This is a genomic window from Polaribacter sp. IC066, assembly GCF_007997085.1.
Taxonomy (GTDB): Bacteria; Bacteroidota; Bacteroidia; order Flavobacteriales; family Flavobacteriaceae; genus Polaribacter.
On sequence record NZ_VORR01000013.1, the window covers coordinates 1 to 21,912 of the forward strand.

The window sequence follows — 21,912 nt, forward strand, 5'->3', positions numbered from 1 at the left end:
GCACAATATTTTGCTAGAATTAGAGGATATATTACAACGCTCAAAAAAAATAAACAAAAAGTACTAGAAAATATTCAGCTTGCTTTTAGCAAAAATCCGTTCCTACCGGAAATGGCTGAATAGTTACCTTAAAAATATACTAAAAGAATTAGAATAATAAGAGAATCAATAGAAAATTATGAATAAAAAAAGAACACATTTGCATTTTTAAATGAAAACAACTACATTTAAAAAATCATGGATTTGAGAAATTAAAAACTCCATGTAAATCTTTTTTTACTAAAAACTATCAACCTATTTTATCACAACTTAAACGCTAAATAAAATATTTAATTATGAAAGGAATCATATTAGCAGGCGGATCTGGAACCAGATTATATCCTCTAACAAAAGGAACATCCAAGCAGCTGCTTCCCATTAACGATAAACCGATGATTTACTATCCATTATCAGTTTTAATGTTGGCAGGAATTAAAGAAATCTTAATTATATCTACTCCTATTGACTTGCCTAGATTTGAGCATTTATTGGGCGATGGAACTGATATTGGAATGCAATTCTCTTATAAAGAACAACCATCACCTGATGGATTAGCACAAGCTTTTATTATTGGAGAAGAATTTATAGGAAATGATAATGTTTGTTTAGTACTTGGGGACAATATTTTTTATGGCTACGGATTTTCTAAAATTTTAGCCAATGCCGTTAAAACAATAGAGGAAACTAAAAAAGCTACGATTTTCGGATATTACGTGAAAGACCCTGAACGATACGGGGTGGTAAAATTTGATGCTACCGGAAATGCGCTAAATATTGAAGAAAAACCTACAAACCCTCAAAGTAATTTTGCCGTAGTTGGTTTGTATTTTTATCCCAATAGTGTTGTGGAAATTGCCAAGAATGTGAAACCTAGTCATCGTGGTGAACTAGAAATAACAACCGTTAATCAAGAGTATCTGAAACAAGGAAACTTAAAAGTAGAACTTATGGGAAGAGGTTACGCTTGGCTAGATACTGGTACGCACGAAAGTTTATTAGAAGCCTCAAATTATATACAAACTATTGAAAATAGACAAGGATTAAAAGTTGCTTGTTTAGAAGAAATAGCCTTTGAAAAGGGATATATTTCAAGAGAACAATTACTTAAATTGGCAGAACCCTTGAAAAAAAATGGATACGGGCAATATTTATTGCAAAGAGCAAACGAAAAAGGTGCACATGAAATTTATTAGAACATTAATACCAGATGTAATTATTTGTGAGCCCAATGTCTTTGGTGACGATAGAGGTTATTTTGTAGAAACTTTTAGAGAAGACAAGCTAGAAGAATTTTTAGGATTTAAAATTAATTTTTGCCAAGACAATGAATCTAAATCTACTTTTGGAGTTTTAAGAGGCCTACACTACCAATTACCACCATTTTCGCAAACAAAGTTGGTAAGAGTATTAACAGGCAGCGTTTTAGATGTTGCCGTTGATATTAGAAAAGGTTCGAAAACTTTCGGAAAGCATGTTACTGTTGAATTAACAGGCGAGAATAAAAAACAAGTACTTGTACCTCGAGGATTTGCTCATGGATTTTTAGTGTTGAGTAAAGAAGCTACATTTGCCTATAAAGTAGACAATTATTATAGCCCTGAATGTGACCGAGGAATCGCTTTTAATGACCCATCTTTAAATATTGACTGGAAGATACCGGTTGAAAAAATGCAATTATCAGCTAAAGACAAAAAACAACCTCTATTTGAAGATGCGACGCATTTTGAAGATTTAATTTCATTATATGATTAATATACTAATAACAGGTGCTAACGGACAATTAGGTTCTGAACTTAAAGCATTAGAACAAACATATGCTACTTATAATTTCCATTTCACAGATTATAAGGAATTAGATATTACAAATCATGCTGCTGTTGATGCTTTTGTAAAAGCAGCTAATATTTCAGTTATTATAAACTGTGCAGCACACACAGCTGTTGATAAAGCAGAGACTGACAAAGAAATGTCAACTAAACTGAATCATTTAGCTGTTGAAAATTTTGCAAAAATTGCCAAGACCAACAACATTCAATTAATCCATATTTCAACGGATTATGTTTTTGATGGTACCAATCATATTCCATATTCAGAAGATGATAAGACAAACCCTCAAAGTGTATACGGTAGTACAAAATTAGCGGGCGAACAAGCGATGCAAAAAATTAACCCTGCAAACTCAATTATTATCCGTACCTCTTGGGTGTATTCTAATTTTGGAAATAATTTTGTAAAAACAATGCTCCGTTTGGCGAATGAAAGAGATGAATTAGGAGTAATTTTAGATCAAGTAGGAACACCAACTTATGCCAGAGATTTGGCAAAACTGCTTTTAGAAATCATTCCAAAAATAAATAATACAAATGTAGAGGTGTATCATTTTTCTAATAAAGGTGTTTCAAGTTGGTATGATTTTGCAAAAGCAATTTTCGATTTAAAGGAGATTGATATAAAATTAAATGCGATTGAAACATCACAATATCCAACCGCTGCAAAAAGACCATTTTACAGTGTTTTAAATAAGAATAAAATAGAAAACACGTTTCAATTAGAAATTCCTTATTGGAGAGATTCTTTAAAAGAGTGTTTAAAAAAATTATAAAAATAGTATTCTAGGTTTTTCAAAGAATTTATTTTAAATAAAAAAACAAAAAAGATGAAGAGTAAAAATATTTTAGTGACTGGCGGAGCCGGTTTTATAGGCTCACATTTAGTACGTTTATTAGTAAATAAATATCCTGAATGCAACATTATAAACATGGATGTATTAACGTATGCCGGAAATTTAGCCAATTTAAAGGATGTGGAAGACAAACCAAACTACACGTTTGTAAAATGTGATATTTGTGATTTTGAAAAAGTAAAAGATGTTTTTACAAATCATAAAATAGACCATGTTATTCATTTAGCCGCAGAATCTCATGTAGACCGCTCCATTATAGATCCGTTTTCATTTGCCCAAACCAATATTATGGGAACTTTAAGTTTGTTACAAAATGCAAAATTTGCTTGGGAAGGCAATTTTAAAGGCAAATTATTTTACCATGTTTCTACCGACGAAGTTTATGGTTCTTTAGGTGATAAAGGTTTCTTTTTAGAAACAACAGCCTACGATCCACACTCTCCTTATTCAGCTTCTAAAGCATCTTCCGATCACTTTGTAAGAGCTTTTCATGATACTTACGGACTACCAACTGTTATTTCTAACTGTTCTAATAACTATGGATCCTACCAATTTCCAGAAAAATTAATACCGCTATTTATCAATAATATTTGTAACAACAAACCTTTACCTGTCTATGGCAAAGGAGAGAATATTCGTGATTGGTTGTTTGTAAACGACCATGCAAGTGCTATTGATACTATTTTTAGTAATGGAAAATTAGGAGATACGTACAACATCGGTGGTTTTAATGAATGGAAAAATATTGATTTGATCAAAGTATTAATTGAAACTACAGATCGGTTACTAGGCAGACCAAAAGGTACTTCTGATACATTAATTACCTATGTAACCGACCGTGCTGGCCATGATTTACGTTATGCTATTGATGCGACCAAATTAAAAAATGAACTAGGATGGGAACCCTCTTTACAATTTGAGGAAGGGATTGAAAAAACGGTAAAATGGTATTTAGAGAATAAAGAGTGGATGGAAAACATTACTTCAGGAGCTTATGAACAGTATTATGCAGATATGTATACTACATCCAAATAAGGTAAAAAAACACTCTGCTTAAGAGCATGAAGTGTCGAGCAACCTCAATTATAAAGAGTGTGTTTTCTTGCTATATTTTTGATTTTCTTGCCTTTTAAATACTTTTTTACATCTTATTCATAGCATACAGTCCAACTGAATTAATAACTAAATTCAAGTTATAAATCATTAAAATACTTTAAAAATGAAGCACATAAAGAATTTAGTTTTTGATTTAGGAGGTGTCATTATGAATTTAGATGTTCCTAAAACCATTGCGGCTTTTAAAGAATTAGGCATTACCGATCTTGTTAATAGTACTGGTCATGCGTATCAGCATTCTTTTTTTTACGAATTTGAAGTTGGTGAAATCTCTGAAGAATCGTTTTTGGAGTCATTACTTCAATTATCAGATCAAACTCCTAGTTACCAAGAAATAAAAAAAGCTTGGAATGAGATGATTTTAGAAATGCCAGCAGCGCGTATCGCTTTTTTAAACAACCTAAAACCAAAGTACAATCTTTACCTTTTAAGCAATACCAATAGCATACATCAAAAAAAATATTTAGATCATTTTAAAAATCAACATAAAACCTCATTTAATAAGATTTTTAAAAAAGCATACTATTCTCATGAAATCGGAATTAGAAAACCAGACGCAGCTATATTTCAATACATTTTAAAAGACAGTAATTTAAAAGCAGAAGAAACACTTTTTTTAGATGATTCTATAGCAAATGTAAAAGCTGCCGAAACATTAGGCATCAAAACATTTCATGTACAGAATTATAATGTAACGAATGTTTTAGAACTTTTAAAGAACTAAAAACTACTTAAACCATTATTTAAAATGTAAATTAAGTTGATTTTTATCTATTGTTTCATATTCCTAAAACCTTGTGAACGAACACAAAACATGAAATTAAAAGACAATATTAAGATGACAAGTTTTCGAAAAGCCCGAGTAATTTAAATTAAGAACCTATATTAATTTTAGAAAATATTTTAGCATTCTAAAAATGAAACAAGCAGCAAATACGTATGTTTTTGCTCTTACTACTTTTTAATATCGATGTATCTTCAGAAATAAACTGTTGATTGATGAAACAATAAAGCGATTCTTTAAAATTAGACTTGTTTAAGAGTCCAAAAGAATATAAATTAGCTTCAGTTAAAGAAAATTTATTCAAAACAGATCTATTTTTTAATTCATTGGGTTTGATGCAATTTGAAAAAAAGTTACATAATGAAGCTTAAAAATTTAAAAAAAACGAGTGCAAATATGTTAATTTTTATATTTTCCATTTTTATTATTAGTCTATTTATTAGTTGCAGAGCATCCAAGAATGTTTATTCAGGAGAAATTTCTGATCATTTTAATGGCAAGAAGTTTGTAAATACCAATGGCAGTAAAGTAAACGGACTTAAAGATGTTTTTAAATTTCTACGAACTAGAGAGCCCGGAGAGTGGATTAAAAATTATGAAACCTATTCTAGAGACACACTCATAGAAAATAATAATACCGACAGTATCAAATTAATTTTCGTAAATCACAGCACATTCCTTATTCAGCTAGATACTTTAAACATTTTAACCGACCCAATTTGGTCAGACAGATGCAGCCCTGTACAATGGATGGGACCTAAAAGAAATAGACCTCCAGGAGTAACCTTTAAAAGTTTACCAAAGATAGATTTGGTCTTAATTAGTCATAATCATTATGACCATTTAGACAAAAACACAATTCTACAACTGCAAAAGGAACACGCTCCTCAATTTGTTGTTCCACTAGGAGTATCACATTTCTTTAAAAAATTAGGAATCGATAATGTCATTGAAATTGATTGGAACGAAGAAATTGAGTTTAAATCTATCAAAATTAAAGGAACACCCGCAGTGCATTTTTCTAGCAGAGGTGCATTTGATAAAGATAAAACACTCTGGTGTGGCTACTTAATTGAAGGATCTAAAAAGATTTATTTTGCAGGAGATACCGCCTATGATGAACATATTTTTAAAAAAATTGGCAGTGAGAATCCGAATATAGATGTGTCCATTATTCCAATAGGTGCTTATAAACCCAATTGGTTTATGTCTTCAATTCATACCAATCCTAGTGAGGCAGTACAAATACATTTAGATTTAAAATCGAGAAAGTCTGTAGCTACACATTTTGGAACCTTTGCTTTGGCTGATGAAAGTCAGGGTGAGGCAGGCAAAGACCTAAAAATAGCACTACTTAAGAATAAAATTACCAACAATCAGTTTATAATTCCGGATGAAGGAATTTTCTATGAATTCTGATTATTTATAAATACTTTTAATTTCAATATATTTTACTTAAAAAAAGAATCTACAAACTCCACTTTATTAAAAACTTGCAAATCATCAATCCCTTCTCCTACTCCAATATATTTTACAGGAATTTTAAATTGATCAGAAATACCAATAACAACACCACCTTTTGCAGTTCCGTCTAATTTAGTAACGGCTAAAGAAGTAACTTCTGTTGCTAAAGTAAATTGTTTTGCTTGTTCAAAAGCATTTTGACCTGTAGAACCATCTAAAACTAGTAAAACTTCATGAGGAGAATTATCGACCACTTTTTGCATTACACGTTTTATTTTAGTCAACTCGTTCATTAAATTCACTTTATTATGCAAACGACCTGCAGTGTCGATAATTACGACATCTGCATCTTGATTTACTGCCGATTTTAGGGTATCAAAAGCCACAGAAGCAGGATCTGAACCCATTTCTTGACGTACAATTGGCACATCTGTTCTGTCTGCCCAAACTTGTAATTGATCTATTGCTGCAGCTCTAAAGGTATCTGCTGCTCCTAAAACTACTTTTAATCCTTGTTTTTTAAACTGACTTGCTAACTTACCAATGGTAGTTGTCTTCCCGACTCCGTTTACACCAACAACCATTATAACATAAGGCGTTTTGTTGCCTTCTTTCGTTTGGGGTAAATCTGGAATTGTAAATTCGGTTTCATTACCTTTATTTGTTTCAGATAATAAACCTGCAATTTCTTCACGAAGAATAGAATTTAGTTCTTCTGTACCAACATATTTATCTTTTGCAACGCGCTCTTCAATTCTACTGATAATTTTAAGAGTTGTATTTACACCAACGTCGGAGGCTACTAAAACCTCTTCTAAATTATCTAAAACATCTTCATCTACTTTAGATTTTCCGGCAACAGCTTTTGATAATTTACCAAAGAAACTTTCTTTAGATTTCTCTAAACCTTTATCTAATGTTTCCTTTTTTTCTTTTGAAAATATATTTTTTAAAAAACTCATAATTCGAGTTGTTGGTTTTTAGTTATTAGTATTTCCTTGTCTAATATGATGCCAAATTAATAATAGTCAATTTGGCAGATATTCAATTTATTGGCAAACAAGCTGCGTTAGGGATTGAAACGACATCCTTTTTGTTTTAAGATTTCTTTTTCAGAAATCTTAAAACAAAAAGATATAGTGAAAAGCCCGACCAAGCTTTTTCTGCTTGGTAACGCCCAAAAATACGTAATTAAAAGGTATAAAAAAAAGCTACTTTCTAAATTAGAAAGTAGCTTTGATTTATTTTGTAAGTAAATGCTTATTTTTTTGCTAAAAAAGCGTCTACTGCTGTTGGATCCATGATTGATTCTACAAAAGTGTAAGCACCAGATTTTGGAGACTTTACCATTTTTATAGCTTTACTTAATCTTTTAGAAGATGTTTGTAACGATGCTACTGTTTTTTTTGCCATTGTGTAAATGTTTTAAATCTATGTGCTCTATTCGGAGTTCTAGATAATTTAATTATTTAATTTCTTTGTGAACAGTCATTTTCTTTAAGACAGAATTGAATTTCTTAATTTCCATTCTATCAGGACTGTTTTTCTTGTTCTTTGTAGTAATATACCTAGAAGTACCTCTTTCTCCTGAAGCTTTATGCTCTGTACATTCTAAAATTACCTGAACTCTGTTTCCTCTTTTTGCCATCTCTTTATAATTTTATGAGCTTTAACTTATTTCGTTAAAAAACCGTTAGCTCTAGCTTCCTTTATTACTGCGGAAACTCCTTTTTTATTGATATTTTTTAAAGCAGATGCAGATACTTTTAAAGTAATCCATTTATCTTCTTCTGGTATATAAAAACGCTTGGTCATTAAATTAGCGTCAAATTTTCTTTTTGTTCTATTTAATGCTTTGGAAACGTTGTTTCCAACCATTGCTTTTTTACCTGTTAATTCACAAACTCTAGACATCTTCTGGACAGTTTTATAGTGTTATCTCTAAACGAGGTGCAAACTTACAAATAAATCTCATTGTGAACAAAACTATTTTATGAATTTTTTAATATTTTTTTTTGTAATATTTCTAATGACTTGTTCACTGTTTTGTCAATAACCCTTCCTCGTGGCTTTCCGAAGTTAAATTCTTCTACAAAAACTTCGGTATCTGTTACCAAAGCGATAAAAACAACACCTAAACTTTTATCTGTATCATCTATTGTTGGCCCGGCGTTTCCGGTTACGGCAAGTGCGTAATTAGTTTGTAATTTCTCTTTAGCCCCCTTTGCCATCTCTATAGCCACCTCTTTACTTACCACAGAATACTTTTCTATGGTTTTTAAAGAAACCCCTAATAAACTTACTTTTGTTTCTGCTGAATAGGCAACAAAACTGCCTTTATAATAGACCGATGCACCTGCAACAGAAACTAATATCGATGCTATTTTTCCGCCAGTTAAACTTTCTGCCGTGCAAATCGTTTTTCCGTTTTGAGTTAAAAGGGCGCCTATTTTATCCTCTATTTTTCCGCCCTCGTCAAAACCAGAGATAATATCTGGAATGAGTTTATACAGCGCTACTATTTGTTCTTGCAGTGTGTCTTCTAGTAATTTCTTATCATCGCCTTTGGCGGATAATCGCAACCGAACTCTACCGTAATTTGGTAAATAAGCCAATTTTATAATGCTAGGTAAATTGTTTTCGAACTCTTCAATTCTTTCTGCTATTAAACTTTCTCCTTGCCCATAGGTCATTAATGTTTTATGAATGATAAATGGCAGCTTAAATTGCTCTTGAATTCTTGGTAAAATTTCAGCAGTCATTAAACCTTTCATTTCATTTGGCACTCCTGGAAGCGACACAAATACAGTTTCATTTTCGTAAAACCACATTCCTGGCGCTGTGCCGTACTCATTTTTTAAATAAGTAGCTTTTGTGGGTATCATGCCTTGTAGGCGGTTTAATTCACCAAAAGGGATGTCATATTTTGCGAACAACGTTTTAATATGATGCACAACGTCTTCGTTTAATGTTAAAGTGTCATTAAAATATTCCGCAATGGTATGTTTTGTAATATCATCTTTTGTAGGGCCCAATCCGCCGGTAATAATAACAAGATCTGCTCTTTCTTGTGCTTCTTTTAACGCATTTAAAATATGCTGCTTATCATCTTGAATCGAAGAAATCTGATAGACAGAAACCCCAATTTTATTTAATTCAGTTCCTATCCATTGTGAATTTGTGTCTACAATCTGACCGATTAAAATTTCATCTCCAATGGTTATAATTTCTGCTTTCATTTGTTTGTTTTGAATTTTAGAACTGGCAGGTTTTAAAAGCCTGTCAGGTTTAAATATTTGCTTACACTAGTATTAAAGGATCATTTAGCTCCATTATTAAATGGAAAAACCTTCCAAAATGAGTATTCATTTCCTACCTGATTCCTCATAGATTTTTTATTTCTCTTTTTAAACGTATTCTCTAAAAACTTATAATATATTCCTAAAATGATCATCGCAAAAGGGATTGTAAAGCACCCCATCACAATCTCATTAGAAAAAGATAAATTATCAAAAGCCAAAGAAAATAAATTTATTGATGATAAGGAAAACACAAAATAACTCCCTAAAAAAGATAAAGCTCCAAAAAGCGTGTTTAAAAATAAATTTTTGTTATGTTTTTTTTGCTAAAAAGAAAAAAAGTATAGCTACAAAAAAACAAATACTATTAAATTTGTAAACACGACTGTCTTTTTATTTCTATTGCTTGCCTATTTTATCTATTAAATTACTTTCTATTTTCTTTTTTCTGGTCCAAACAAAACTTATTATTTGAAATAGTATGATTGATAAAATTAATCCTGCAAAAAATGCTTCTATCCCAATTGAGGCCAAATTATATATATTGTACTCTTTTGAATTTAAAAATCGACTGAAAAGTAGATACAATACAACGCTTGTTATAAAAAACAAAATTCCTAAAGAACCAAATAACCATTTATTTTTATTGTGATTTTCCGCAAGTCTGTAAAAGTAAAAACCGATATAAAAAACAACTATGTATCCTAAATATTCCAATAATTTATTTCGTTTAAAATCTATTAGATTTTATTTACTTCACTCGAATACTAAATGCTTCTCTATCTTCAATAACTCCTTTTAAAACATCATTTTCTAGCACTTTGCCAACACCCGCAGGTGTTCCTGTAAAAATAACATCTCCTTTTTTAAGGGTAAAATATTGAGAAACATAAGAAATTAGTTCATCAACTTTCCATAACATTGCGTTTGTATTTCCATCTTGAACGAGTTCATCATTCTTATATAACTGGAACTTTAAATTGTCTAAATCGAAATTTTCCTTCGGATAAAATTCACCAATCACAGCACTTCCATCAAAGGCTTTTGCTTTTTCCCAAGGCAACCCTTTTTCTTTACATTTTGCCTGAATGTCTCTTGCCGTAAAATCGATTCCTAAACCAATTTCATCATAATATTTATGGGCAAACTTGGCATCAATATGTTTACCTACTTTATTAATTTTTATCAAAACCTCTACTTCATAATGCACATCATCAGAAAAAGGCGGAATGAAAAACGGATTTTTTCTTGGTAAAATTGCAGAATCTGGCTTTAAAAAAACAACAGGACTTTCTGGTTTTTCATTAGCTAATTCTTCGATATGTTTTGCGTAATTGCGCCCAATACAAATTATTTTCATAAAGCCTCTTTTAATTTCCCCTGAAGAGAAAACACTCTTCTCTTTATTGTTGCAAAAAAAAATTGAATAATCTCTTGTAAGATACACTTCTATTTTTTTTCGTTTCTATACTTTTATTCACTCTACTACTAACCCAATAGTTTCTTCCCTCCGGGAAGATTAAGATGGACTTTACTCCCCAGCTTCAGGAAAAACGATTGCTCTATTTCCTGATACAATTATTTGATTGTTTAAATGACATTTTACAGCATTTGCTAAAACCAATTTTTCGATATCTGCGCCAATTCTTTTTAAAGTTGTTGGCGTACTTTCATGTGAAACAGGTTTTACATCTTGCTCAATAATCGGCCCTTCATCTAAATCTTCTGTGGCATAATGCGCTGTTGCTCCAATTAATTTCACTCCACGTTCGTAAGCCTTCTTATAAGGATTTGCTCCTTGAAAAGCGGGTAAAAAAGAATGATGAATATTGATAATTCTTTCTGGATAATGATTGATAAAGTCTGAAGACAAAATTTGCATATATCTTGCCATGATCACCAAATCAACCTCATTAGAGTCTAACAACTTGATAACATCAGCTTCTTGCTGCAACTTTGTTTCTTTTGTAACGGGCAAATAATGAAAAGGCACTTGAAACATGTCGGCAATATGCCTTAATTTATCGTGGTTACTAATAATCATTTTGATGTTACCATCGATACTTCCTTCTTTAAAACGCTCTAACAAATCGTATAAATTATGACTTGTATGCGATACCATAATAGCCACATTTTGTTTTTTATCACCATAATTAACCGCCCATTTAAACCGTAAAGGCGCCGCCAGTTCTAAAAAGCTAGTTTCTAATTCTTTTTTAGAAATATTTGTTCCGTCTGCATTTAAACGAACCCTCATAAAATACATGTCTTCAATCGCATTTACATATTGCTGACAACTTATGATATTGAATCCTTTTTCATAAAAAAAACTGGTTATTTTCGAAACCAATCCTTTTTGATCTGGACATTTAATTAAAAAAGTTACTATTTGTGATTTCATAAAAAAGCCCCTTTTAGTTCCCCCAAAGGGAAAATACTTTTGTGTTAGGTTTAACTTAAAAAGTTTGAAATAAAAATGAATTTAAACTTAATTTTCTTCTAAATTAATTGCGCCCATATTTTAACGCAACAGTTTCTTCCCTTCGGGAAGATTAAGATGGGTTTATGGTATCCACTTTTTAGGAAAATTAGGTTTTCTTTTTTCAAGAAAAGCATCTCTTCCTTCTTTTGCTTCGTCGGTCATATACGCTAAACGCGTTGCTTCACCCGCAAAAACTTGTTGCCCAACCATACCGTCATCGGTTAAGTTCATAGCAAATTTTAACATTCTGATAGACATTGGCGATTTCTCTAAAATTTCTTGTGCCCATTCATACGCGGTGCTTTCTAGTTCTTCATGCGGAATTACAGCATTTACCATGCCCATATCATAGGCTTCTTGTGCTGAATAATTTCTTCCTAAAAAGAAGATTTCTCTGGCCTTTTTCTGACCCACCATTTTTGCCAAATATGCAGAGCCATAACCACCATCAAAAGAAGTTACATCGGCATCTGTTTGTTTAAAAATAGCGTGTTCTTTAGATGCTAACGTTAAATCGCAAACAACATGCAAACTATGTCCGCCACCCACAGCCCAACCGGGAACTACTGCAATAACTGCTTTTGGCATAAAACGTATTAAACGCTGTACTTCTAGAATATTTAATCTGTGATAACCGTCTTCGCCCACATATCCTTGATGACCACGTGCTTTTTGATCGCCACCAGAACAAAAAGAATAAACGCCGTCTTTTGTACTCGGTCCTTCTGCAGAAAGCAACACGACTCCGATAGTTGTATCTTCACCTGCATCATAAAAAGCATCGTACAATTCTTTTGTAGTTTTTGGCCGAAAAGCATTTCTAACATTTGGTCTATTAAATGCTATTCGGGCAACGCCATTGCACTTCATATACGTAATATCTTCGTATTCTTTAGCGGTTTTCCATTCAGGTTGTATCATATTTTTGTATTTTGGACGTTCTAAAATGAGAACAAAAAATCATTCTTTGCAAAAATAAACAATCTAACCTATGATTCAAAAATCGCTTTCATTATTATTTATTCTTTTTCATTTTGTAGCATTTTCTCAAGAAACAATATTAAAAACGTTAAACTCTGATATTTTAGAAACCACAAGAAATATTCGAATCTTTATTCCAGAAGGATATGAGAGAGACAAGATCAAAAACTATCCTTTAGCAATCGTTTTAGATGAGGACTATTTGTTTGATATTTATGTTGCAAACTCCATTTTATTTGCGAAGAAAGACAAAGCGCCCCAACAAATTGTGGTTGGTGTTTCTATGGAAGAAACAAAAGGACAAGATATTTCTTTTAATATAAATTCTGGAGTACTAACAGCTACTGCAAGCTATTTTTACGATTTTTTAAGAGATGAAGTCTTATTTTACATGGAGAGTACCTATAGAACCTCTCCTTTTGTTAGTTTGGTTGGTCAGGGGTATTCTGCAAATTTAATTACTCATTTTCTAAAGGAAGATACGGCTTTCATTAATTCTTTTATTTGTATTAATGCAAGTTTTTCTGATTTTATTGGCCAAGAATTAAATTCTTATAACTTGGCTAAATTTAGCCAAAAAGATAACACATTCTATTTTTACACCAATAATTCAACCTCATTTTCTTCTGACAAACAGCTTAAAATCGATCTCATTCAAAAAGCATTAGCAGGTTTAGAAATTAAAAATTTTAATGTTATTAATGATGTAATTGATACGTATAGTTACGTCTCTGCCATTGGCGAAGCGGTACCGAGAGCGCTCACTAAAATTTTCGAAATTTATTCTGGTATTTCAGACGAAGAATATAATAAAAACATCAAAGATTTATCGCCGGAAGATGCTATTTACTATTTAGAAAATAAATATTTAGAAATTGAATTTCTTTTCGGTACAAATTTAGGTATTAGAGTAAAAGATATTTACGCCATTGAAAGCATTATTCTCGAAAAAGAAAACGGAGATCAATTAAGAAATTTTGGTAAAATGATTTTAAAATTATTTCCTTCTTCCCCGTTGGGTGAATATTATATTGGACGCTATTATGAATATGGCAAAATGTATAAAAAAGCATTAAATTATTATAAGATTGGTTATGGTAAAATGGATCCTTCTGACCCGAATTCTGATGCTTATTATGAAAATATTTTAAGACTGGGCGGACAATAGTTTTCTAATTTCATTTTTTACTTATTGGAGGAATTCTCCAGGTTACACCTGCGCCTAAAAACAGTCCGTCATTTTCGCCAATCAGAAAATCAAACTGTACATTATTATTTAAAAGATAATAATAACCAGCATCAAAATTTACTTGAGCAGCATCATTTAAGAAAGTACCAAATGACTCTATAAAAACGCCCATTTTATTATTGAGCGCATAGGCTAAATTCAGCACATAAAGTGCGTTATTTACCTCAAAAGTATCATCTATATTCATTCCTAAATTTACGGTATAAGAGAGTTTTTCAGAAAAAGAATTGCCATAAATGTATGTAAGCTGTGTGTTTTTATGGACAGCTCCAAAATCATAAGACAACTGTACACTAGATTTCGATTTACTATCGAGATTACTTAAAAGATATCGAGCACCAATGGTAAAAGACTCTAAATCTCTTTCAAAACTACTTCCTGATAAGATAAAGCCCGTATTTAACTCGAACTTTTCTGAAAAACCATATCTAAAAAAGGAATTGGGATAAAAATAAGAAGTACTGTCAAAAAAATCGATTCCTGCCTGCGTTTGAAAAACATTTTTGCCAACCGTATTTGCAGACAAAGCTTGGCCAGGTCTATCTGAAGCTAATGTTTCTGTAAACTGTGCTTTTGCAACGGTTGCCAACAACATCAAAAAAATAAATAGTATTTTTTTTATCATTCCTTTATCAATTCTATTCTATCTTCTTTAATGTCAATCAATTTTTGCTTGTAAAGGTTTCCAACGGCTTTTTTAAAGGCTTTTTTACTCATTTTCATATGAAAACGAATAGAATCTGGAGAGCTTTTATCGGTTAACAATAAAAAACCTTCTCTGCTATCTTTTAATTTATTTAAAACTTTATCTACATCAGAATCAATTACATTTCTAAAACCTTGCGGTCTTAAAGAAACATCTATTTTACCGTCTTCACGAATATTTTTAATGTAACCGGTAACCTCCATGTTTTCTTCTAATGCCTGAAAAACCTCACTTCTAAAAAGCAACCCATCAAATTCTTCATTGATCAAAACAGTATATCCTAAACCTGTTTCTGTTTCGATGATTAAACTTACTTTATCGCCTTCTTTTAAATTCATTTCATTCTCTTGTAAATCTTCTTGTTCTTCCATTATTTTATATATTTAAAGTATTCTTTTAAAACTGAATCGTTTACTAAACTTGGTGTAAAAATCTCTAAAATTTTTGGTTTATCAGAAACTTTATAAAAGTTTTCTAATTCCGTTTTTACAGTTTTGGTTGATGATGCTTGTTGATACTCAAACTCATACATTTTGCATAAATGTTCTGCAGTTAAACAATGCGGCGTGTCAAAATATTCTAATGCATTCGTAGTTCCTGGCCCAGGAATAATTTTAAAGATTCCGCCCCCTGAATTATTAATTAAAACAATTCTGAAGTCAGCAGGAATATGTTTGTTCCAGAGTGCATTGCTATCGTAGAAAAAACTTAAATCTCCAGTAATAAAAACGGTTCTTTTTTCACTTGCAAAAGCTGCTCCGATAGCTGTTGATGTACTGCCATCAATACCACTTGTGCCTCTGTTACAAAAAATATGTACTGCTTCTTTTATAGAAAATAGTTGGGCATATCTAATAATAGAACTGTTGCTAACTTGCAATTGACAAATAGCAGGAATGCTCTCTAAAACTTGCTCAAAAACCTTAAAGTCTGAATGTTGTAAATCTTGAAAATAGGCAGCATGTTTCTTTCTCATTTCATCTCTAAAAGCCAACCATTTTGGTTGATAATTACTTTTTAAAGGCGTAATAAATTGATTAAAATGTGAGAAAAAATCTACGGGTGATGTTTGTATAAATTCTGATAAACAGAAAAAAGTATTGGTTGCTTTTCTTGAATCTATATTCCAATGATGTTTTGGTTGATACTCTCTTAAGAATTTTTTAATTCTTTTAGAAATAATCATACCACCAAACGTAATTAAAACGTCTGGTTTTAATTCGTTAAATTCAGCATGGTCTAAAGAAAAAACTAACTGATCTATAGAATCTATTGCTTTGCTATGGCGTAAATTAGAGGTAGTTTCTGTAAATAAAAGCACCGATTCATCTTCTGCATATAAATCTATTAGTTTATGCAACTCGGCATTTGGGTAATTTACACCAACCAGAATCATTTTCTTTTTTGATGCATTCCAAATTTCTGCTAATTCATCATAATTTATATGAGAATTATCAAGAGAACTCAAAGAAATATGCGGAAAATTAAACGTCTTCATTTCAGTCACTGTTTCATACAAAGGCTCATCAAAAGGAACGTTGATATGAACAGGACCTTGTTGCGAAACAGAGATTTGTAATGCCTCGCCTATTAATTGAGAATTTCGAGTTTTATACTTTTCGTTTTCAATTAAATTTGCAGAAAATAAAATATGATTTTCAAACACATTTTCTTGCCGAATGGTTTGTCCGTCACCAATATCTATCAAATGCTTTGGTCTATCGGCAGAAATTACAACTAACGGAATATTGCTATAAAATGCTTCTGCAATTGCAGGATAATAATTTAACAATGCCGAACCAGAAGTACACAAAACAGCCACGGGTTTTCTAGTTTGTTGGGCAATACCTAAAGCAAAAAAGGCGGCACAACGTTCATCTACAATGCTTAAGGTTTCTATTTCTGGATGGTTAAAAAAACCTATGGTTAGCGGAGCACTTCTTGAACCTGGTGAAACTACAACCGTCTCAATATTGAATTGACAACAAGCTGAAATTACAATTTGTGCAAGTTCTTTTTTTGGATAGAAAAAAGCCCCTTTTAATTTCCCCGAAGGAGAAAAACTCTTGTTCGATAAAGTTTGCTTATCTTTTTTTATCATTCAGAAATATTTACTTTCTGGTGTTTTCTTTTGAAAAGAAACTCTAAATTAAAAAAATTTAGAGTCCATTTTATTTATATTAAGCTAATGGCTCATAAACAAATTTAGCCCTAATTGAGCCTTTCGACAATCTCTAGACAGGCTCATTGTTTGAGCTCTCACGCTTTCGGGTGAGAAGCGAATAACCAAAGCAGAAAATAGTTTCTAATTATTATTATCTTTAAAATAAGCACTAAAACCCACAACTAAAGACTAAAAACTATTTAATTCCCTTTTTTATAATCTGCTAAAAATTTAGCCAAACCGATGTCTGTTAAAGGATGCTTTAACAAGCCTTCAATAGCGCTTAATGGTCCAGTCATTACGTCAGATCCTAATTTTGCACAATCTATAATATGCATTGTATGGCGCACAGAAGCTGCTAAAATTTGAGTTTTGTATCCATAATTATCATAGATTAAACGAATTTCTGAAATCAAATTTAAACCATCTGTAGAAATATCATCTAAACGCCCAATAAAAGGAGAAACATAGGTTGCACCTGCTTTTGCTGCCAATAATGCTTGACCTGCAGAAAAAACCAAGGTTACGTTTGTTTTAATTCCTTTAGATGAAAAATATTTACAGGCTTTAATTCCGTCTTTTATCATCGGTAATTTTACCACAATTTGCGGATTTAAAGCAGCCAAGGCTTCACCCTCTCTCACCATTCCGTCAAAATCTGTTGCAATTACTTCCGCAGAAACATCGCCATCTACCAAATTACAAATCTCTTTATAATGGTCTATAATATTAGCTTGTCCGGTAATTCCTTCTTTCGCCATTAAAGATGGGTTTGTAGTAACACCATCTAAAATACCCAAAGCTTGGGCTTCTTTTATTTGCTCTAAATTTGCAGTATCTATAAAAAATTTCATCTCTTAAGGTTATAATTAATTTGTACAAAGATAACAAGATTGCTTCTTAATCTTTACCATATTAACTACAAGTTTTAAATACGCTGTTACATAAAATTCTTAAAAAATAAAATTGATAGCGCTGCTTTTGTTTTCTTTAAAAACACGGAAAGGTTTCTAAACCTTCTATAAGTACCTTAAAAATAAAGTTTTATTTTTGTAAAAAATAATATAAAGTGATTCATTTAAGATACCTACTATTTTTTTTAAGCTTACTCTTGCTTTTTACGTGTTCATCAAAAACAGGTACTGAAATTATAGAAGAAGAACCTGACGTTCTTATAAATTGCACTAATACCGATGTTCGTATTACTAAAGAGGATGCTATTGTAATTCAACATGCTACAAAGCCTGTAATTTGGGAGGGCACTTATAATGAAACAACTGTAAAAATAAGCTTTACAAAACCTATTGGGAGCGAATCTGAAACTTTTACATTTATTTTTGATAAAGTAGATAGTTGCTTAAAGATAAAACGTGCATTTAAATTTTACGACGGTAACCAAGTAGATGTTTCTGCCATCACAGAAATAAATGTTTTAGAATTTTACACAAAAGAATGGGAAGTTGATGAAAAATTTACGGGATACGTAATTTATAAAGATCCGCATGACAAAAGAGTGTATAGCCGAAAGTTTTGGGTAACCTTTACAGAAGAAAATTTAGAAATAGAAAACACCAATTATTTACTTTTTGATACTTGTTTTGGTGCGCAATTACCGATTAATTTAGATATCAATTCAGACGGAATTATTGATTTTAAAATAATACCTGAAACGGTTAGGGATATCGGAAACACACCAAAATTTAAACAATATACCATAAAACTGATTTCTACCAATGAAGATGAGAATGAAATTTTATCTCCTAGAAAAAACCAAGGTCCTTATTCTGTGCTTTTTGAACCTCCGTTTACATCAAAAAATACAAGACAATATTTTAATGATGTAAAAAATGCGTTGGATGTTTTTTATGAATTTGATGCGCCTTATCAGAATTTCAACTATTTTTTAAATAATAATTTAACCTATAAAGACTATTTAGAAAATGAAAAGGATGATTATTATATTATAAAAATGGGTCTTGATAATAAAGAGTATTATGGTTGGATACACTTTACATTTAGCGTTGCAAATTGTACTGCAGAAGTTTTAGATACCTATTTAAATACTATTGCTGATGAACCGATTAGCGTAGATTAAAGTTTGTAATGATTCATCAATAATTTTTGATAGAGTGTATCTGGTAAAATTCTTTTTAAAACAATAGAAAATTTCTCCATAAAGCCACCAACTTTATAATGTATTTTCGGGCTATTAGTCTCTATAATTTTGTGCACTGTTTTTGCCATTTCTATCGGATTCATGCCACCTTGAACATGCGCATTCATCAACTTTAAATTAGCTTCATACGTTTCTTTATAAGCAGATTCTTTAAAAACGGGCGTATGATATCTACCCGCTGCAATATTGGTTGCAAAATCTCCTGGAGCTACATTTACAACATTAATTCCGAAGCCTTTAACCTCCATACTTATCGATTCAGTTACCAATTCTAAAGCTCCTTTAGAAGCAGAGTACAAACCTCTAAACGGCAGCCCCATATACCCTGCAATAGAAGTTACATTGATAATTGTACCCGATTTTTGTTTTCTCATTTGTGGTAAAACAGCTTTCATAACATCAATTGCACCAAATAAATTTGTGTCAAATACTTTACGCATTTCATCAGTTGGTGTATCTTCTATAGGACCTGTAATTCCCATTCCTGCATTATTCACTAAAACATCTAACTTGCCTTCTTTTTGTATGATGTAAGCAACCGCCTGCTCAATAGTTGGCACTTTTAAAACATTTAAAGCAACTATTTCAAAAGAAAAATCTTCAACATTTTTAGGGTTTCTGCTGGTTCCGAACACCCGATACCCTTTTGCTTGTAGAAAAGTAGCAATTGCTTTTCCTATTCCAGATGATGCGCCTGTAACTAATATAACTTTAGACATAAAATGTTTACATGGTTAGCTTTAAAGTTTTTCCATTAAAACTCTAAAGAAAGACAAATATCTAAAAAGTAAATTTAGGAATCTAAAAATTGAAAAAGTAATTCTATTAATCCTTGAAACGAAATTAATTCTGATAAGCTAAAAAATAAAAATTGGAGAAACCTTAAAACGATGCTAAAAGTAAAATGAAAAGACCTAAAAAAGTTTGGAGTAAAAAAAATGGCAAGCTACCTACATCACACCGCTACAACCTAATACCTTTGCTGCGTTCCCGCCCTGGAGGATTCAAAGGGAGCTAGTTGTGTAGGACTTGCCGAGGCAAATTTACAATCTATTTTTAATTTAGCAACGAAAAAAACTAAAATTTATGTAACATTTTTAAAGTGTTGAATACTAATAAGATGTTTTGGTAGTATTCTAATCAAATATAAAAAGTACTTTCAAAATGAAATGAATATATTTGTAACACTAACTAAATTTTAAAAACAAAATGGAAAACCAAGCAAGTAGTAAAAGTATCATCCTAAATTACGGCTTATATTTAGGTCTAATTACAATTTTAACCGGACTCGTTAAATACGCGACCGGAAACTTATATGTTACTGAATTCTATTCAGGAATTTTAGGTGTTTTAATAGTCATTGTCTTTGTTATTTTAGGAATTAAAAATTTTAAAGCTACCAATAAAGGATTAATAGGTTTTGGAGAAGCTGTAAAAATAGGAGTTGGTCTTACTTTAATTGGTACAATCCTTATTATTGCCTATTATTTTTTACTTTCAACGGTTATTGAACCAGATTTTATGGCCAATACTATGGAAGCGCAGAAGGTAATGTTCGCAGATTCTTTTGGTATGACGGAAGGTCAGATTGAAGAAGCTACTAAAAACTCTGAAGACAATTTTTACTTAAGTCTATTTGGCGGTATTTTGGTTTGGAACTTATTTTTAGGGGGAATTACTTCTTTAATTACTGCTGCGGTTGTAAAAAAAACAGAAGAAGATTCTTACTAAATTTAAAGTTTACAATTCAAAGTGTGTTTAAAATAGTAACTTTGAATATTGATTTACAAATTTTGAATGCACACTATGGATATTTCGGTAGTCATACCACTTCTTAACGAAGAAGAATCTTTACAAGAATTACACGATTGGATTGCAAAAGTTATGCAATCCAATCGTTATGTATATGAAATTATTTTTATTGATGATGGCAGCACAGACACTTCTTGGCAGGTTATCGAAAAACTATCAACTAAAAACAAATCAGTTAAAGGCATTCGCTTTCAAAAAAACTTTGGTAAAAGTCAAGCATTAGATGCAGGTTTTGAATTAGCAAGCGGTAAAGTTGTCATTACCATGGATGCCGATTTACAAGATAATCCAGAAGAAATTCCTGAATTATATACTTTGATTATTGAACAAAATTTCGACTTGATTTCTGGTTGGAAAAAGAAACGATATGACAATTTAATAACCAAAAATATTCCGTCTAAATTATTTAATGCAGCAGCAAGAAAGACTTCTGGATTAAAGTTAAATGACTTTAATTGTGGCTTAAAAGCGTACAAAAACGAAGTTATTAAGACCGTTAAGGTCAGCGGAGAAATGCATCGTTATATTCCTGTACTCGCCAAAAATGAAGGTTTTACAAAAATCGGCGAGAAAGTAGTGCAACATCAAGCCAGAAAATATGGCGAAACAAAATTTGGTATGGAACGTTTTGTAAACGGTTTTTTAGACTTAATTACGATCTCATTTTTATCTAAATTTGGCAAAAGACCCATGCACTTTTTTGGTCTTTGGGGTACTTTTATGTTTTTATTCGGAACCTCTACTGCATTTTATATTGGCGTCTACAAACTTTATAAATTGTATCATGACATTAAGACAATTTTAGTAACCGATAATCCTTGGTTTTACATCGCTTTAACGTCGATGATTATAGGAACACTGCTTTTTCTAGCGGGTTTTATTGGAGAACTGATCATTAAAAATAAAGGTGAAGAAAAACACTACAAAATCAAAGAAAAAATAAGTTTTTAACCTTTA

Annotated in this window: 24 protein-coding genes and 1 other RNA gene; 10 read left to right on the forward strand and 15 right to left on the reverse strand. The window is 31.4% G+C overall.

What is annotated here, in order from left to right:
* Positions 1–335 precede the first annotated feature (335 nt).
* The 6 genes from rfbA (at position 336) to ES044_RS06050 (ending at position 6,041) form a co-directional block, all read left to right on the forward strand.
* Positions 336–1,232, forward strand: coding sequence for a glucose-1-phosphate thymidylyltransferase RfbA (gene rfbA, locus ES044_RS06025; RefSeq protein ID WP_147118502.1), 897 nt, complete (start codon positions 336–338; stop codon positions 1,230–1,232).
* Positions 1,219–1,791 carry a dTDP-4-dehydrorhamnose 3,5-epimerase gene (gene rfbC, locus ES044_RS06030; protein WP_147118501.1) on the forward strand — a complete coding sequence of 191 codons (573 nt, stop codon included), beginning with the start codon at positions 1,219–1,221 and terminating at the stop codon, positions 1,789–1,791. Before rfbA ends, rfbC begins: the two co-directional genes overlap by 14 nt.
* Positions 1,784–2,641, forward strand: coding sequence for a dTDP-4-dehydrorhamnose reductase (gene rfbD, locus ES044_RS06035; RefSeq protein WP_147118500.1), 858 nt, complete (start codon positions 1,784–1,786; stop codon positions 2,639–2,641). Before rfbC ends, rfbD begins: the two co-directional genes overlap by 8 nt.
* 54 nt (positions 2,642–2,695) lie before the next feature.
* On the forward strand, positions 2,696–3,757 hold the full coding sequence (rfbB, locus tag ES044_RS06040; protein WP_147118499.1) for a dTDP-glucose 4,6-dehydratase: 1,062 nt from the start codon (positions 2,696–2,698) through the stop codon (positions 3,755–3,757).
* Positions 3,758–3,941: 184 nt separating this feature from the next.
* Positions 3,942–4,562: an HAD family hydrolase gene (locus tag ES044_RS06045; protein ID WP_147118498.1), complete on the forward strand. Its 621-nt coding sequence runs from the start codon at positions 3,942–3,944 to the stop codon at positions 4,560–4,562.
* 420 nt (positions 4,563–4,982) lie between these two features.
* Positions 4,983–6,041 carry an MBL fold metallo-hydrolase gene (locus ES044_RS06050; RefSeq protein WP_147118497.1) on the forward strand — a complete coding sequence of 353 codons (1,059 nt, stop codon included), beginning with the start codon at positions 4,983–4,985 and terminating at the stop codon, positions 6,039–6,041.
* A gap of 32 nt (positions 6,042–6,073) precedes the next feature.
* Here ES044_RS06050 and ftsY read toward each other — a convergent pair whose 3' ends face one another.
* The 9 genes from ftsY to ES044_RS06095 all read right to left on the reverse strand — a co-directional run bounded on the left by ftsY (position 6,074) and on the right by ES044_RS06095 (position 12,788).
* A complete protein-coding gene (gene ftsY, locus ES044_RS06055; RefSeq protein ID WP_147118496.1) occupies positions 6,074–7,048 on the reverse strand; it encodes a signal recognition particle-docking protein FtsY in 975 nt (324 codons plus the stop codon).
* A 298-nt stretch (positions 7,049–7,346) separates the two neighbouring features.
* A complete protein-coding gene (locus tag ES044_RS06060; RefSeq protein ID WP_147118495.1) occupies positions 7,347–7,499 on the reverse strand; it encodes a DUF4295 domain-containing protein in 153 nt (50 codons plus the stop codon).
* A gap of 52 nt (positions 7,500–7,551) precedes the next feature.
* The gene (gene rpmG / locus ES044_RS06065; protein ID WP_147118494.1) at positions 7,552–7,734 is read right to left on the reverse strand and encodes a 50S ribosomal protein L33; all 183 of its coding nucleotides are present in this window, start codon (positions 7,732–7,734) and stop codon (positions 7,552–7,554) included.
* A 26-nt stretch (positions 7,735–7,760) separates the two neighbouring features.
* Positions 7,761–8,000 (reverse strand): 50S ribosomal protein L28, encoded by a 240-nt coding sequence (gene rpmB / locus ES044_RS06070; RefSeq protein WP_147118493.1) that lies wholly within the window; start codon positions 7,998–8,000, stop codon positions 7,761–7,763.
* A gap of 77 nt (positions 8,001–8,077) precedes the next feature.
* Positions 8,078–9,325 (reverse strand): CinA family nicotinamide mononucleotide deamidase-related protein, encoded by a 1,248-nt coding sequence (locus tag ES044_RS06075; protein WP_147118492.1) that lies wholly within the window; start codon positions 9,323–9,325, stop codon positions 8,078–8,080.
* A 459-nt stretch (positions 9,326–9,784) separates the two neighbouring features.
* On the reverse strand, positions 9,785–10,102 hold the full coding sequence (locus tag ES044_RS06080; RefSeq protein ID WP_147118491.1) for a hypothetical protein: 318 nt from the start codon (positions 10,100–10,102) through the stop codon (positions 9,785–9,787).
* A gap of 34 nt (positions 10,103–10,136) precedes the next feature.
* Positions 10,137–10,745 (reverse strand): fumarylacetoacetate hydrolase family protein, encoded by a 609-nt coding sequence (locus ES044_RS06085; protein WP_147118490.1) that lies wholly within the window; start codon positions 10,743–10,745, stop codon positions 10,137–10,139.
* A gap of 171 nt (positions 10,746–10,916) precedes the next feature.
* Positions 10,917–11,786, reverse strand: coding sequence for a formyltetrahydrofolate deformylase (purU, locus tag ES044_RS06090; RefSeq protein WP_147118489.1), 870 nt, complete (start codon positions 11,784–11,786; stop codon positions 10,917–10,919).
* Positions 11,787–11,948: 162 nt separating this feature from the next.
* Positions 11,949–12,788 (reverse strand): 1,4-dihydroxy-2-naphthoyl-CoA synthase, encoded by an 840-nt coding sequence (locus ES044_RS06095; RefSeq protein WP_147118488.1) that lies wholly within the window; start codon positions 12,786–12,788, stop codon positions 11,949–11,951.
* Positions 12,789–12,858: 70 nt separating this feature from the next.
* Here ES044_RS06095 and ES044_RS06100 point away from each other — a divergent pair, with 70 nt between their 5' ends.
* Entirely contained in the window at positions 12,859–14,016 is a 1,158-nt protein-coding gene (locus tag ES044_RS06100; protein ID WP_147118487.1) for an alpha/beta hydrolase-fold protein, read from the forward strand.
* A gap of 10 nt (positions 14,017–14,026) precedes the next feature.
* On the opposite strand, the gene ES044_RS06105 is transcribed toward ES044_RS06100, so the two are convergent.
* The 4 genes from ES044_RS06105 to fsa form a co-directional block, all read right to left on the reverse strand.
* Positions 14,027–14,722, reverse strand: a complete 696-nt coding sequence (locus tag ES044_RS06105; protein WP_147118486.1) for a transporter — start codon at positions 14,720–14,722, stop codon at positions 14,027–14,029.
* On the reverse strand, positions 14,719–15,174 hold the full coding sequence (locus tag ES044_RS06110; protein ID WP_147118485.1) for a DNA-binding protein: 456 nt from the start codon (positions 15,172–15,174) through the stop codon (positions 14,719–14,721). Before ES044_RS06110 ends, ES044_RS06105 begins: the two co-directional genes overlap by 4 nt.
* Entirely contained in the window at positions 15,174–16,904 is a 1,731-nt protein-coding gene (menD, locus tag ES044_RS06115) for a 2-succinyl-5-enolpyruvyl-6-hydroxy-3-cyclohexene-1-carboxylic-acid synthase (RefSeq protein ID WP_147118484.1), read from the reverse strand. The genes ES044_RS06110 and menD overlap by 1 nt, the downstream gene beginning before the upstream one ends.
* 263 nt (positions 16,905–17,167) lie before the next feature.
* Positions 17,168–17,821, reverse strand: coding sequence for a fructose-6-phosphate aldolase (fsa, locus tag ES044_RS06120; RefSeq protein WP_147118483.1), 654 nt, complete (start codon positions 17,819–17,821; stop codon positions 17,168–17,170).
* A gap of 215 nt (positions 17,822–18,036) precedes the next feature.
* On the opposite strand from fsa, the gene ES044_RS06125 reads away from it, so the two are divergent.
* Positions 18,037–19,062: a hypothetical protein gene (locus tag ES044_RS06125; protein ID WP_147118482.1), complete on the forward strand. Its 1,026-nt coding sequence runs from the start codon at positions 18,037–18,039 to the stop codon at positions 19,060–19,062.
* On the opposite strand, the gene ES044_RS06130 is transcribed toward ES044_RS06125, so the two are convergent.
* Positions 19,059–19,862: an SDR family oxidoreductase gene (locus ES044_RS06130; RefSeq protein WP_147186944.1), complete on the reverse strand. Its 804-nt coding sequence runs from the start codon at positions 19,860–19,862 to the stop codon at positions 19,059–19,061. The genes ES044_RS06125 and ES044_RS06130 overlap by 4 nt on opposite strands.
* Before the next feature lie 217 nt (positions 19,863–20,079).
* Positions 20,080–20,178, reverse strand: an RNA gene (gene ffs / locus ES044_RS06135) — signal recognition particle sRNA small type.
* 174 nt (positions 20,179–20,352) lie between these two features.
* Here ffs and ES044_RS06140 point away from each other — a divergent pair.
* Both ES044_RS06140 and ES044_RS06145 read left to right on the forward strand, forming a co-directional pair.
* Complete coding sequence (locus ES044_RS06140) at positions 20,353–20,874, forward strand: DUF4199 domain-containing protein (RefSeq protein WP_147118480.1); 522 nt, start codon at positions 20,353–20,355, stop codon at positions 20,872–20,874.
* A 75-nt stretch (positions 20,875–20,949) separates the two neighbouring features.
* Positions 20,950–21,906, forward strand: a complete 957-nt coding sequence (locus ES044_RS06145) for a glycosyltransferase family 2 protein (protein ID WP_147118507.1) — start codon at positions 20,950–20,952, stop codon at positions 21,904–21,906.
* The last annotated feature ends 6 nt before the right edge of the window (positions 21,907–21,912 follow it).